At 58.3% G+C, this 13,189-nt stretch carries 11 protein-coding genes; 6 read left to right on the top strand and 5 right to left on the bottom strand.

Translation table 11 applies throughout. The annotated features are described in order from the left end of the window. Window positions 1–93: 93 nt before the first annotated feature. Window positions 94–2,034, top strand: a complete 1,941-nt coding sequence (locus AC5JQH_RS05570; protein WP_493805381.1) for a methyl-accepting chemotaxis protein — start codon at window positions 94–96, stop codon at window positions 2,032–2,034. Here AC5JQH_RS05570 and AC5JQH_RS05565 read toward each other — a convergent pair. Further along, window positions 2,031–3,005, bottom strand: coding sequence for an NAD(P)H-dependent flavin oxidoreductase (locus AC5JQH_RS05565; protein ID WP_493805380.1), 975 nt, complete (start codon window positions 3,003–3,005; stop codon window positions 2,031–2,033). The two genes, AC5JQH_RS05570 and AC5JQH_RS05565, sit on opposite strands and share 4 nt — an antisense overlap. A 127-nt stretch (window positions 3,006–3,132) precedes the next feature. Between AC5JQH_RS05565 and AC5JQH_RS05560 the strand changes: the two genes are divergently transcribed. From AC5JQH_RS05560 to AC5JQH_RS05550, 3 genes are all read left to right on the top strand, one after another. After that, window positions 3,133–3,864 carry a DsbA family protein gene (locus AC5JQH_RS05560; RefSeq protein ID WP_491713837.1) on the top strand — a complete coding sequence of 244 codons (732 nt, stop codon included), beginning with the start codon at window positions 3,133–3,135 and terminating at the stop codon, window positions 3,862–3,864. Between the two features lie 144 nt (window positions 3,865–4,008). Continuing rightward, a complete protein-coding gene (gene trhO, locus AC5JQH_RS05555) occupies window positions 4,009–5,028 on the top strand; it encodes an oxygen-dependent tRNA uridine(34) hydroxylase TrhO (RefSeq protein ID WP_273157354.1) in 1,020 nt (339 codons plus the stop codon). A 21-nt stretch (window positions 5,029–5,049) separates the two neighbouring features. Further along, window positions 5,050–5,781: a DUF481 domain-containing protein gene (locus AC5JQH_RS05550; protein WP_493805379.1), complete on the top strand. Its 732-nt coding sequence runs from the start codon at window positions 5,050–5,052 to the stop codon at window positions 5,779–5,781. 72 nt (window positions 5,782–5,853) lie between these two features. On the opposite strand, the gene AC5JQH_RS05545 is transcribed toward AC5JQH_RS05550, so the two are convergent. The 4 genes from AC5JQH_RS05545 to AC5JQH_RS05530 all read right to left on the bottom strand — a co-directional run bounded on the left by AC5JQH_RS05545 (window position 5,854) and on the right by AC5JQH_RS05530 (window position 10,960). Continuing rightward, the gene (locus tag AC5JQH_RS05545; protein ID WP_273157352.1) at window positions 5,854–6,801 is read right to left on the bottom strand and encodes a YbgA family protein; all 948 of its coding nucleotides are present in this window, start codon (window positions 6,799–6,801) and stop codon (window positions 5,854–5,856) included. A gap of 103 nt (window positions 6,802–6,904) precedes the next feature. Beyond that, window positions 6,905–9,148, bottom strand: coding sequence for a glycosyltransferase (locus AC5JQH_RS05540; protein WP_493805378.1), 2,244 nt, complete (start codon window positions 9,146–9,148; stop codon window positions 6,905–6,907). Beyond that, the gene (locus AC5JQH_RS05535) at window positions 9,145–10,203 is read right to left on the bottom strand and encodes a lysylphosphatidylglycerol synthase transmembrane domain-containing protein (protein ID WP_493791516.1); all 1,059 of its coding nucleotides are present in this window, start codon (window positions 10,201–10,203) and stop codon (window positions 9,145–9,147) included. Before AC5JQH_RS05535 ends, AC5JQH_RS05540 begins: the two co-directional genes overlap by 4 nt. Window positions 10,204–10,300: 97 nt before the next feature. Continuing rightward, the gene (locus tag AC5JQH_RS05530; RefSeq protein ID WP_493805377.1) at window positions 10,301–10,960 is read right to left on the bottom strand and encodes a GntR family transcriptional regulator; all 660 of its coding nucleotides are present in this window, start codon (window positions 10,958–10,960) and stop codon (window positions 10,301–10,303) included. 251 nt (window positions 10,961–11,211) lie between these two features. On the opposite strand from AC5JQH_RS05530, the gene AC5JQH_RS05525 reads away from it, so the two are divergent. Then, window positions 11,212–12,348, top strand: coding sequence for an alkane 1-monooxygenase (locus AC5JQH_RS05525; protein ID WP_008175258.1), 1,137 nt, complete (start codon window positions 11,212–11,214; stop codon window positions 12,346–12,348). 291 nt (window positions 12,349–12,639) lie between these two features. After that, on the top strand, window positions 12,640–13,188 hold the full coding sequence (gene gloA, locus AC5JQH_RS05520; protein WP_014578143.1) for a lactoylglutathione lyase: 549 nt from the start codon (window positions 12,640–12,642) through the stop codon (window positions 13,186–13,188). Window position 13,189 lies beyond the last annotated feature (1 nt).

Genomic DNA, 13,189 nt, shown 5'->3' with positions numbered 1-13,189 from the left:
GCCCGGGTTTTGCTATACATACGGACACGCCAGGCAGGGACGCTGTTGCCGACTGTGCAGGATGCATGAAGCACACATGCTAGCGGAGTCCGTATGTCACTCAGTTTTATAAGGCGGCTGATCTCAAGCCGCCTTCTCCGACCGGTTTTCATTGTTCTGGTGGTGGCCGGTCTGGTTCAGGTCCTGGTCAGCCAGTGGCTGATTTCCAGTCAGGTGGAGCGCCTGGTCAACACTGCAGGGTCTGCCCTTGAGGCCAGCAGTCAGCAGGTCAGCGCCTCCTTCGGGGATACCCGCGAGGATGTCCGCACCCGTCTGGAGACCATGCGGCAGAAGACCACCGAGGAACTCTCCGCCGAGCTCACCCGCCAGCAGACTGCACAACAGGAACGCGTTGCCGGCAACGTTCGAACCGCGGTTATGGCAGAAGCCCAGGGGCTGGCCGATGTGCTGGCTGCTGTTGCTGCCCCGCTGATCTGGGATCGGGATGTCCCCCGCCTGACCGATCTGGTGGAACTGGCCGACGCCCGGGAATCGGTGCTGTTCGCGGTGTATTACGACCAGTACGGTGATCGCCTGACCCGTTATGTGGATCGCACCGATGACCGCGTGCGCACCTTAATGGAGCAGGGGGAAGGCCGTGGTGCGGCAAATAAGGTCCTGGATGCGGCAAGTCGTGACCCCAATGTTGTCATCATCACCGCAGATATCGCGCCGCAGGGTTCTGCCATTGGCCAGCTGAAGCTGGGGTTGTCTCTGGAAGGCATCAACCGTGATCTGGCTGCCCTGGAAGAGGAATTCAGTGCCACGATAACCGGGAGCATTGATGCCCTCCGCGACACTCTGGAGGCGGAAACCGAACAGGTGAACCAGCGTCTTCAGCAGCAGCTGGCCGGCATGGATTCAGATACCCGCTCCAGAATCCAGAGCACGGTGGAAGCACTGAATGCCGAGGCCTCAAGCCTCTCCGCCAACCTCAGTATGCTGGCGATTGGCTCCGTGGTGGTTCTGATCCTGCTGGTGGCACTGGTGCTTGGTGGCGGGTTGCTGCCCCGGGTTTTCCGTCTGAGCTCGGCGATCTGGGGTATTGCCGATGGTGAGGCCGATCTCACCCGCCGGGTTTCCATGAAAGGCAAGGATGAGCTCACGGAAATGGCGCAAGGTGTGAACCGCTTTATTGCCCGAATCCAGGAGCTGGTTTCCGAGGTCAAAGAGTCCGCCGAATCGGCCGCGGGCCAGGCCCAGGCTCAGGGCGACATAAGCCGCAGTGCCGTGGCCGCGGTGAATCGTCAGGAACAGGATGTCGCCGAGGTATCCGGCACCATGGAAGCCATGTCCCGCAGCATTTCGGAGGTGGCGGAAAACATTCAGGACATCGCCGGCTCGGTCAGCAATGTCAGTTCCGAGAGCGAGGCCACCGCCGGTATTTCCCGGGAAGTGCGCAACCGGCTGGATCAGGTAGTCCGCAATGTTGAACAGGCAGTAGAGGCGGTCAATCAGCTGGACCACCAGAGCAAGGAAATCGGTTCGGTGCTGTCGGTAATTGGTGCCGTCGCAGAGCAGACCAACCTGCTGGCACTGAACGCCGCTATCGAGGCGGCCCGCGCAGGAGAATCCGGCCGGGGCTTCGCCGTGGTGGCCGATGAGGTCCGCACCCTGGCAAGCCGAACCCAGGAATCCACCACCGAAATCCAGTCCATCATCGAACGCTTGCAGCAGGGCAGTCGACAGGCGGTCAGCGCTATCGGTGAGGTCTCTGGCCAGGTTGCCGAATCCTCCTCGGAGTTCCGCCGGGCCGATGAACATTTCGATCGGATCAATCAGCTGCTCAGCAGCCTTCAGGATCGGGCCCTGGCGATTTCATCCGTGGCAGAAAAGCAGGGCCGGCATGCCAGTGAGGTCAGTGTGAGCGTGAGCGATATTGCCGGTTCCTCCCGCCAGACGGTTGAAGCCATTGAGCGCTCCGATGAGGCCAGCGGCCAGATTGCCAGGACGCTGACCTCGTTGAAGGACAAAGCCTCACAGTTCCAGGTTTAGGAGCCTTCAGATAGCAGGCGTTCCCGGGCGCTTCTGTATTCGTCGGCCAGGCGGCTCACCAGGTCCGGGACGGTCAGCACGTCGTGGATCTGGCTAACGCCCTGGCCTGCGGACCACACGGTTTTCCAGGCCTTGGCTTCATCATCAATGGGCTTCAGCTTTTCCCCGTAGTTGATCTCGCCGGCCTGGTTCAATTTGTCCATGGGGAAGCCGGCTGCCTCCAGACTCTGGCGCATGAAGCTGGCGGGCACACCGGATACCGCCGGTGTGTGAATAATGTCGCCAGACACCGCCTCGATGATCATGTTCCGGTAGGCTTCGTCGGCCTGGGACTCGAACGTGTTGATAAACCGGGTGCCCAGGTAGGCCAGGTCCGCGCCCATGGCCTGGGCCGCCAGCAGGTCCTCACCGTGGGACAGCCCACCGGCGAGCAGAATCGTGCCATCAAAGACTTCCCGGATTTCGTGCACCAGAACGAACGGGTTGATGGTGCCCGCATGGCCACCGGCACCCGCCGCCACTGCGATGATACCGTCAACCCCCGCCTCCGCTGCCTTGCGGGCATGCTTCTGGTTGGTCACGTCGTGGAACACCGCGCCACCATAGCTGTGGACCGCCTCCACCACCTGGCTGGCGGCACCCAGGGAGGTAATGATGATGGGCACCTTATGTTTTACGCATAGCGCAAGGTCCGCCTGCCAACGGGGGTTGGTCCGGTGCACGATCAGGTTTACGGCATAGGGGGCAGTTGTTGCATCCGGATTCGTGCCTCGAAAAGCATCCAACTCCTCATTCATCTGGATGAGCCAGTCTTCAAAGCCTTCGCTGGTGCGCTGGTTCAGGGCCGGGAAGCTGCCAACGATACCTTGCTTGCAGCAGGCAAGCGCCAGTTCCGGGCCAGAGATCAGGAACATGGGTGCGGCCACCAGAGGCAGTGAGAGAGAGTCTTTCATGGAAGCGGGCAACGGCATGAGGATTCCTTAATTTTTGTTGGAACTTTTGTAGGATATAAAGGATCTTAGCGTGCCCGGCCGGTTCTGAAAACGGTCGCGAGCTAATTAATTCCGGAAAACCAGAAATACAAAAAGGAGCCCCTCCATGGGTGAAGCAAAACGTCGCAAAGAAACCGGTGCACCGCCTCCCCCAAAAGCAAAATCCAACAAGCCGCTGTATGCCGGCATTGGTTTGCTGGTTCTGGCAGCGGTGCTTCTCGGTGTCTTTTTCCTGACCGCCGCACCCGAACCGACTTCGGACGAACTGCCTGTGGCTGCGCCCAATGCCGAGGAGTTTCCAGCCCAACTGGACCAGTACGGCGTCTCCGTCGGCCCCGAAGATGCCCCGGTGGTGGTGCGTGAATTTGCCGACTACCAGTGCCCCGCCTGCGGCAGCTTTTCCTCTGCCAGCAAGCAGTTGAAAGAGGAATACGTGGACGCCGGCAAGGTTCGATTCGTCTACTTTGATCTGCCACTGCAGCAGCATCAGAACGCCATGCCCGCCGCCCAGGCAGCCCGCTGCGCCGGTGACCAGGATGCCTACTGGGCCATGCACGATCGCCTCTACGATTCCCAGACCGAGTGGAGCGGCTCGAACGATCCGGTTGCCACCTTCACCCGTTATGCCGGTGATCTGGGTCTGGAAAAACGCCGCTTTCGCCGGTGCATGACCACGGAACTGCACCGCGAGGCTGTCGAGCAGAGTCGCCAGGTGGCCATGCAGTTACGAGTCACCAGCACACCGACGGTTCTGGTGGATAACATTCGCCTGACCCGACCGGGCTGGGGTCAACTTTCCGCCGTAGTTGAGCGTGAACTGGCTGATGAGGCGAACTGACGATTTGATCCCCGGGTAACCCCGCACTTGATCGTGAGCCTGAGTTGGTTAAAATTTGCGCCCTCTCAGGCTCCAGCCTTTGATACTTTCAACCAGTTCCGAAACCATGCTCCGGATTTACGGTCCGGCCCGCAGGAGAAAATGATGAGCAACAACGTTGTTGTCTGCGCACTGTACAAGTTCGCAGTCCTGAATGATTACAAATCCCTCCGCCAGCCCCTGCTGGATCTTATGCTTGAGAAAGATGTGCATGGCACTCTGCTGCTGGCGCGGGAAGGTATCAACGGCACCATTGCCGGCAGCCGAGAGGGCATTGATGCCGTGAAAGCCTGGATCGCCAGCGACGAGCGGTTCGACGGCATTGATTACAAAGAGTCCTTTGTGGACATCCAGCCGTTCAAACGCACCAAAGTGAAGCTCAAGAAAGAGATTGTCACCATGGGTGTGGAGGGTATCGATCCGAAGCGGATTGTCGGCACGTATGTTGATCCAAAGGAATGGAATGATCTGATTTCCGATCCTGAGGTTGTGTTGGTTGATACCCGCAACCAGTACGAAGTGGAAATCGGCACCTTCAAAAATGCCGTCAATCCGGCCACCGATACCTTCCGGGAGTTCCCGGAATACGTGAAGCAGAACCTGGATCCTTCGAAACACAAGAAGGTGGCCATGTTCTGCACCGGCGGTATTCGATGCGAGAAATCCACCGCGTATCTGAAGGAGCAGGGTTTCGAGGAGGTTTATCACCTCAAGGGTGGCATCCTGAAATACCTCGAGGAAGTGCCCGAGGAGCAGAGCCTGTGGCACGGAGAGTGCTTTGTATTTGATGACCGGGTTACGGTCAACCATCGGCTGGAGCGCGGAGAATACGACCAGTGCCATGCCTGCCGCCGGCCGATCACCGAGGAAGACAAGCAGCGTCCCGAGTATGAGCAGGGTGTGAGCTGCCACCAGTGCATCGATTCGCTGACCGATGAACAGAAGGCCCGGTTTGCCGAGCGTGAACGCCAGATGCGTCTGGCGGAGGAGCGGGGTGAGGCCCACGTTGGCGGCGAAGCGGCGCGCATCATCGCCGAGCGCAAGGCCCGGAAAAAGGCTGAAAGAGAACGTCAGGCCCGGAAAAGCCTCGAGGGCGAAAGGGCGAGCAGCACCGAGAGGGCCTGACCAACCCGGAAAGGAGACTTCATGGATTTACGACAGACCGTAGCTATTACCGCAGTTGTTATCGCGCCCTTCGCCAGTGCGCAAGAGGAAGACAACTGGAAGGGCGAAACCGAGCTGGGTGTTTTGATCACCTCGGGCAACACCGAAGAGACCAATATCAAGGGGCGCCTGGGGCTGGTCCATGAAGTCGAAACCTGGCGTAACACCGGTGAATTCCGGACCAATTATTCCGAGACCGACGACGAAACCACCGCCGAGGAGTACCTGGCTGCACTGGAGACGAACTACAAGTTTGATAAAAACCATTACTGGTTTCTGCGGGGATCCTACGAGGACGATCGTTTCTCCGGCTACGATTTCGAATCCACCGTAACCACCGGTTACGGCAACCGGGTCTGGAACTCTGGCGAGCGCTCCTTCCTCGATCTCTCGGTCGGTGGCGGTTACCGCTATAATAGACTTGAGATGGTCAACGCCAAGGGCGAGGACACCGAGAAAGAAGCGATTGCCCGCCTGGCGGGAAAGTTTGATTACGCTCTGACCGCCAACTCCCTGTTCCGGCAGAAACTCAGTACCGAAATCGGCCTGGACGACAGCAACACCGTGACCGAATCGGAAACGTCACTGCAGGCGAACGTGATCGGGAACCTGTCCATGAAAGCCGCGTTCCGGGTGAAGCACCTGTCGGATCCCCCGGTTGGCTCTGAAAACACCGACACCGAAACCTCGCTGTCACTGCTCTATGGTTTCTGATTGAGAGCGTGAATTCGGGGTCAGATGAAAATTTCATCTGACCCCATTTTCATCTGACCCCAATTTTAGACTTCAGACGTTGTTTCTGAGGCCAAGCTCATCCGGGTAGGGGGTCAGGTACTGCTGGGCATGCAGGTAGTCAACCGGCTCCCTCCGCTGTGCCATGCGCAGCAGGGTCATCGGCACCACCAGAGGCACCTCGCCCCGGCGGTAAGCTTCCATCTGTTCCATCAGCACCTTGCGATCTTCGTCACCCATGGAATCCCGCAGGTAGCCCATCAGGTGCTGCATGGCGTTCATGTGTGAACCCCGGCTCACCTTCTTGCTCATGGCCTCCATGAACAGGTGGATGTACCGCTCGGCGATGTCTTCCAGTGGCTCGGATTTCAAGTCCCCCAGCATGGGGCCGAGCTGGCGGTAGATCCTTTCCGAGTGTGCCAGAAGCTGGAACTTGTGGCGGGTATGAAACTCGATCAGCGCCTTGGCGGAGAGCTTGTCGCCGGCCACGTTCTGCATCCAGTCGTCGTAGGCAAACACCCGCTCAATGAAGTTTTCCCGGATCATGTCATCATTGAGGCGTCCTTCCTCCTCCACCGGCATCAGCGGGTAGGCTTGCAGCAGCGCCTCGGCGAACATGCCCCGGCCATCCCGTCGGGTCACGTTGCCTTCCTCGTTATGGACCTTGATCCGCTCCATGCCACAGCTGGGTGACTTGGCCATCAGGATGTAACCGCGCAGGTCCGCCAGGGTGGGCATGATCTGGTCGATAAAGCCCTGCATGGCGTCGGTATGATCCGCTGCCCCTTTGGTTTCAATCAGGCGCAGGCCATCGCTGTACTCGCGCAGGTGGATGGCAGGGCGGGGTACGCCCAGGCCGGCTTCCAGCTCCGGGCAGATGGAGCGGAAATCAAAGTGCTTTGAAAGCACTTGGGTGCAGTAACGGGAATGTTTATGGCCGCCATCATGGCGAACTTCCTTGCCTAGCAGGCAGGTGCTGATTCCGACGGGGATGCCGCTCACGTTAGTCTCCGATAATTCAGTCGGTACGATGGCTAAAACTGTCTTTTTAATACGTGAATTCAGTCTAGCCCGATCAGGTCGCCGCGAAAAACCGCAACCCTACCTATTCCGGGTTGCTTGCTGATCCTTTACGTTTCTTCGCAAACATGGCCAGGCTGGTGGCGTAAATGGTACGAACGTCACTGGCAAACTGCTCCACGGAATAGTCGCTGGCAAACTCCAGGGCCTGGGAGGAAAGCTTGTCACGCAGTTCGTCGTCTTCCAGCAGTTTTTTGACCTGCGCCCGCCACTGGTCCTGTTTCTCCGGCGTCTTGAAGCCGTTGAACCCGTGTCGGACAACGTCTTCAATGCCACTGGAGCGAACCGCTACGACCGGCAAACCGGCAGCCATCGCCTCCAGAATTACCATGCCCTGGGTTTCGGAGATGGAGGCGAACAGGAAGGCATCCCCCAGTCGGTACCAGGTGGCCATTTCGTCCGGCGGCACGGCACCAACAAGGGTGAAGTGTTGTTGAAGTCCCAGGTCTTCGATCTTCTTCTGCAAGCGGTCCTTTTGGTGGCCATCGCCGATCATCAGGAACCGGAAGGGCACATGGGTTTCCCGCCGCAGGGCATCAATGGCCTCAATCATGAAGTCGATGTTTTTCTCGTTCGAGAGCCGGGAAACACTGACAAACACTTTCTCATTCCTGAGCTTCAGCTTCTCCCGGAGTTGCTCGACGTCCTTTTCCTGAACCTCCTGGAACTTGTGATATTCAATGCCGGTAGGCTGCACGAAGGTCGGTGTTTTAACCCCGATCATCCGCAGATATTCCTCCGTGGAGTAGGTAGGCACGATCACACCGTCGCACTTGTTGGCAAAGCGTTTGATCAGCGCGTGCGAAATCAGGTTCCGGAACAGCATGCCGGGTAGCGGCACGAAGTGGGCGTAATGCTCCAGGCGGGTATGGTAGGTGTATATGGCCGGGATATTCAGGGTGCGAGCCACGAACAGGCCCAGCGACCCCAGCCAGAACGGATGGTGCAGATGGATGATATCCGGCTTGAACGCCCGAACCCGTTTGCGAATCCGCCCGAGGAAAATATTGGCCAGCCGGAATTCCCGCTTCTCGCCCATGGCCAGTAGCGAGGGCACTCGCAAAACGTGGGATTCGGTTTCCGGCTGCCCCTTGTAGCGGGGCGCCACGACCAGCAGTTTATCGCCAAGCGCTTCCAGGCCCCGGCGCAGGCGTTCAATGGAAATGGGTACCCCGCCGATGAAGGGCAGGTAGTTGTTGGTAAACATGGCCACCCGCATCGGTTTGTCCAGCCAGGGCGAGGGGTCCAGGTCGTAGTCCGGGTAATAATCCTTGCCGATGAAAATGGCGCCGTACAGCTTGATCGCAATGGCCGCAAACACGGCGACGATCAGAATAAAGTTGAGGTAACCGGTGTAGAACAGGGAGTAGATAAAGAACCAGAGACTTTCCAGCCGCTTCAGAACCGGGTGCTGGCCCACTTCCAGTCGCTGCAGACGGTGAGTTACCTCGCCATCTGAGTCTACATTCACCTGCACGTAGTGATAGAAACTGGTGTCGTTGTTCATAACCAGGCCACCGGCGCCACCCGTGGTAACGAAGGTGGTGTCTTCTACCGTCTTTTCCGAATAGAGCGAGAGGTTGGCTGAAAATACCCGGTCAACGTCATGCTCCTCGATGGCCTGTAGAAGGGCGTCCCGGAACTCGGGCGGCGCCAGGTAATCATCCTTCTGGTCGAACGGGGCATTCTCGTCCGGATGAAGGGGAGGGTGCCCGATGAACAAGATCCTCGCCTTCGACGTGTCCTGGGCCAGCAAATCCTTCAGCCAGCGGATCTGCCAGCGCCAGGGAGTTTTACCGGTGCTGTCCAGAAAAATCAGCCGGCTGTTGCCAGCCTCAATACTGAAGAAATGCGGACCAAAGTGATCGTAGAAACGGAAACTGCCAAAGTCCTCGTACTCGTGGGCGCCAAAGGTCAGCAGATAAGGAATGCCCAGATGGCTCAGGGTGCCGTAGAGCGCCCGGTACTTGTCCTCGCCGCCACCACTGACCGCGTTGCCGGCAGAGACCATAAAATCGAGTCCGGACCGGTTCAGTTCCGGAATAATACGGTCCTCGAAAATCCCCACCGAGTTGTTGATATTGCCCACCACCGCAAAGCTGAAAGGCTCGCCGGGTTGGAGCTGACGATGAAGCTGTTCTACCTGCTCGGTATGAACGCCCTCGAAGTCCTCTGTGAACAGGTTCAGGTAGGTCTTGTAGCCGACCAGCAGCAGCACGACCAACAAGCACAGATAAAACAGAAGCTTGAGTGGGTTGCGGAAAATCATCCGGCTCTCCTGCGATTGGCAACAAGTTCCTTCTGTAGCACTACCAACCCGATGATCATGCCCAGGTAAATGGTCAACAGGCGCCAGCAGACAATGACCAGTATCAGGTGGTTACCCGAGAGGATATCCCGGAAAAAGCTCCCGAAAATACCCTCCGAGATGCCTGAGGCGCCCGGCGTGGGCGAGAAGTACATCACGAAGGTGGTCACAACCAGCAGGCCCACGGACATCACATAATCAACACTGTAGTCCAGGCTGTGCATCAGCAGCGCCGGGAAGCTGAACAGGCTAAGCAGAAACACGGCGGTGAACAGGATGGACAGCCAGACGAACACCGGAGCACCACGCAGGTAATCACCAAAGCTCCGTGACAGCCGCAGCATTTCCCGGCGTGCCTTGAACTGCCAGCGCCGATGGCGGGGTTCACTGATCAGATGGAGCCGACGCGCGGCCCTCAGCAGCCGGGCCAGGGGGCCGATCAGCCAGCGGGTCCGGAGCAGCAGAACCAGGAAAAAGCCGAGGTATAGAACAATCAGAAACGCCAGCGCGGTGCCTATATCGCCGACAATTGAGTTGCCGTCCAGGGGGTTGAGCGTGAGCAGGAATACCGGCGTGAGCGAGAAAATGAACAGCACCGCCAGTACCGTTCGAATCGTTGTGGCTGCCGTGGCCCTGCCAACCGGAACGCCATGCTGGCTCAGGAACCAGATCTGGGCGAAACCGCCTCCGGTGGCCATGGGCGTGATGTTGGAGAAAAACAGATTGATAAATACCAGCCGGAACATCGCCGGCAATGGCAGTCGGTGCCCCAGCGCCCGCAGAGTAAAATACAGCCGAAGGCCATCGGAGATGAAATAAACCAGCAAAAGGCCGGCCACCGATAACAGGGTTCCCGGAGCGATCAGCCTGGCATCGAAGGTAAGGGTGCGTTCGGCAAACAGATCGTAAACGGCGTACAGCCCGGCAGCGGTAAGCGCCACAAACAACAGACTGAAAACCGCCAGCCTTTTTCCCGAGGCACGCTTCGAATAGTTGATGTCCGTGGAGTCAGTCATGGGCTGCCCGTCAGAGTGAGACGGGCAGTTTACAGCGTAGGGTGTGGTGGGTGTCCAGTGTCGCTGGCGGCGAACCCCATGGATTCCAGGGTCGAGGTTAAGAAGTCAGAGCCTGGTGAATGAGAGACTTCTGGTGCTCCGCAAACTCCCGAATCAACACCTGCGCCTTATCCGAATCCCGCGCCAGAACCGCCTGCGGCAGATTGGCAAAAAACTCACTGGTCTGCGCCAGGCCCCGCCGATACCGATCAGCGCTCAGATAATACGCCCGACTGACCGCCGGCTTGAAATTCGACAGTGCCTCCGTGAGATACGGATTCCCCACCACCTCACAACAGGCATCCATCACATCAAAACTCGCCTCAACCACCCCGGAGATGTCGGCAGATCCGTCGTTTATCTTGTCAACAACCTTGCTCACCGCCCCAAGCACCAGAGGCTTGTCGCGTTCCTGCCAGCGCTCGCACAAACGCACCGCCATCATCATCAGCAAGTGCATATAAACATCGTAGAGCTCCGAAGCATGGGCCGCATCCAGCCGGGTTGCCGAAGCGCCCTTACGGGGCGTGATCTCCACCAGATGCCAGCGCTCCAGGGTGTACAGGGCTTCCTTCACCGATGCCCGGCTCACCTTCAGTTTACCGGCGAGCGTGGCCTCCTGAATCCGCTCACCCGGACGAATCTGCCCGGTCATGATCCGTTCTGCAAGGTAATTGGCAATCTGCTCGGCCAGTGTGTTCGGCACCTGAAAATCCATAAAGGCTCTCTGGACAGGTCGTAAAAACCGGTCGGCTGCTGCAGTAAGCCGACCGGCGGAAGAGTATATGCGCATGAGTTTATCACAGCCTCGGAGTGCGATAGCGACAACGCCTTGATTCGGCGGGGCTTCCTGACAATTGTCAAAAAACCTCGCCAGAAATGTTGACGACTGATGTATTGTAGGACAATAATGCAGAAAACAACAGGTGATCAGAGTTTCACCAACAAGCATTTGATGGAGAGAACCCAATGAGCACAACGCAGTTATCGGTCAATCGCGAGGCCACCCGCCGAAGGATATTGCTGACCCTCAAGAAGTACAGCTACCTGATCGCCATGGTGCCCCTGTTGCTGCCGCCTCTGCTGCTGGCCGCCGGCCAGGCCACTGATCTGGTGAACCTGTTTTCCTGGGGCGTCCCCGTGGTCGTGTTCGGGATCATCCCGGTACTGGACATGCTGCTCGGCAAGGATTCCCTGAACCCGGATGAAGAAACCGACGTGCCGCGGATGGTCGGCGAACGGTTCTATAAAGCCATTACCCTGGGCTGGGTGGCAGGCTTTGCAGCCTTACTGGTCTGGAGCATGCTGGAACTGGCGTCCGGCACCTTCAGCCTGGTGGGCAGTATTGGCTGGATCGTCTCCATCGGCATCGTCGGCGGCCTCGGCATCAACGTCGCCCACGAACTCATCCACAAAGACGAAAAACTCGAAACTCGGGCCGGCGGCTTCCTGTTGTCACTGGTCTGCTACGCCGGTTTCAAAGTCGAACACCTGCGCGGCCACCACGTACACGTCTCCACCCCGGAAGATGCCTCCTCGTCACGCTACAACCAGTCCCTGTATAACTTCTTGCCCCAGGCCTACATGCGCAACTTCCTGAATGCCTGGAAACTGGAAGCCGAACGCCTGCAACGCAAAGGCCACAAAGCCCTCAGCTGGCGCAACGAACTGATCTGGTGGTACAGCATCAGCGCCCTGGCACTGGCTGGTTTCACCATCGCCTTCGGCTGGCTCGGCGCCGTCTTCTTCCTGGGCCAGAGCTTCATCGCCTTCACCCTGCTGGAAATCGTCAACTACCTTGAACACTACGGCCTGCACCGGAGAAAACTCGAAAACGGCCGCTACGAACGCACCGGCCCCGAACACAGCTGGAACAGCAACTACTTCCTCACCAACGTCTTCCTGTTCCACCTCCAACGCCACAGCGACCACCACGCCTGGGCCAAACGCAGATACCAGATCCTCCGCCACCACGACGTGGCTCCCCAACTACCGGCCGGCTACTCCGCAATGATCGTCCTGGCAATGTTCCCCCCACTCTGGCGGCGGGTAATGAACCCAAGGGTAGAGGCTTATTACGAAGGAGAAGAACACCAGTTGGCCTGAAAGCGGGCCACTCCAAAGGTTCGGTCGGCAGGGGTGTGAGGGGGTTCTTTCTGCAGGGAAACGACTGTCTGAGCGAAGCGAGTTCGGATTCCCGGAAGAAAGAACCCCCTCATGGCCCTGCCAGCCACCGATCTTCAGAGCGTCTCTGAAGAAACGCCGGCCTAAAAAACCGGCCCTCAAGACCCCGGCGGTTCGTCTCTGGCCCCGGGGTCTTTTTTCACGCCCTTGAAATCCCCCTGAAACGCACACAGGTATAACCTTTGAATCCTGCGAAAAAAAGGGAAAACCAACATGCCCAAGCATTTCGAACAGGCCCCTGGCCTATACGAAGAAACCGTTCCCGAAACCGAAGGTTACGTCTTCAACCAGACCATGATGCGCATCAAGGAACCCGAGCGCTCCATGGACTTCTACACCCGAGTGATGGGCATGCGCCTCGTTCGCAAACTGGACTTCCCCGAAATGAAGTTCACCCTGTATTTCCTTGGCTACCTGGACGATCGCCAGGCCGGCCTCGTGCCGCAGGACGATGCCCACCGCACCACCTACACCTTCGGCCGCGAAGCCATGCTTGAGCTCACCCACAACTGGGGCACCGAAGACGACAACGACTTCGGCTACCACAATGGCAACGACGAACCTCAGGGCTTCGGCCACATCGGCGTAGCGGTGCCAGACGTTTACGCCGCCTGCGACCGCTTTCAAAAGCTCGGTGTGGAGTTTGTGAAAAAGCCGGACGACGGCAAGATGAAAGGCCTGGCCTTTATCAAAGACCCGGACGGCTACTGGATTGAAATCCTGCAGCCGGACATGCTTGAGAAACAGCGCAAGGAAGACTGAT

The organism is Marinobacter sp. H13, from assembly GCF_059072335.1.
This window is presented reverse-complemented; position numbering and strand designations above follow the sequence as displayed.

Coding starts and splice junctions, on each gene's coding strand:
- trhO (WP_273157354.1), top strand. CDS start 4,009: ATGAGCAACAACGTTGTTGTCTGCGCACTGTACAAGTTCGCAGTCCTG.
- AC5JQH_RS05535 (WP_493791516.1), bottom strand. CDS start 10,203: ATGACTGACTCCACGGACATCAACTATTCGAAGCGTGCCTCGGGAAAA.
- AC5JQH_RS05530 (WP_493805377.1), bottom strand. CDS start 10,960: ATGGATTTTCAGGTGCCGAACACACTGGCCGAGCAGATTGCCAATTAC.
- AC5JQH_RS05565 (WP_493805380.1), bottom strand. CDS start 3,005: ATGCCGTTGCCCGCTTCCATGAAAGACTCTCTCTCACTGCCTCTGGTG.
- AC5JQH_RS05560 (WP_491713837.1), top strand. CDS start 3,133: ATGGGTGAAGCAAAACGTCGCAAAGAAACCGGTGCACCGCCTCCCCCA.
- AC5JQH_RS05540 (WP_493805378.1), bottom strand. CDS start 9,148: ATGATTTTCCGCAACCCACTCAAGCTTCTGTTTTATCTGTGCTTGTTG.
- AC5JQH_RS05550 (WP_493805379.1), top strand. CDS start 5,050: ATGGATTTACGACAGACCGTAGCTATTACCGCAGTTGTTATCGCGCCC.
- AC5JQH_RS05570 (WP_493805381.1), top strand. CDS start 94: ATGTCACTCAGTTTTATAAGGCGGCTGATCTCAAGCCGCCTTCTCCGA.
- gloA (WP_014578143.1), top strand. CDS start 12,640: ATGCCCAAGCATTTCGAACAGGCCCCTGGCCTATACGAAGAAACCGTT.
- AC5JQH_RS05525 (WP_008175258.1), top strand. CDS start 11,212: ATGAGCACAACGCAGTTATCGGTCAATCGCGAGGCCACCCGCCGAAGG.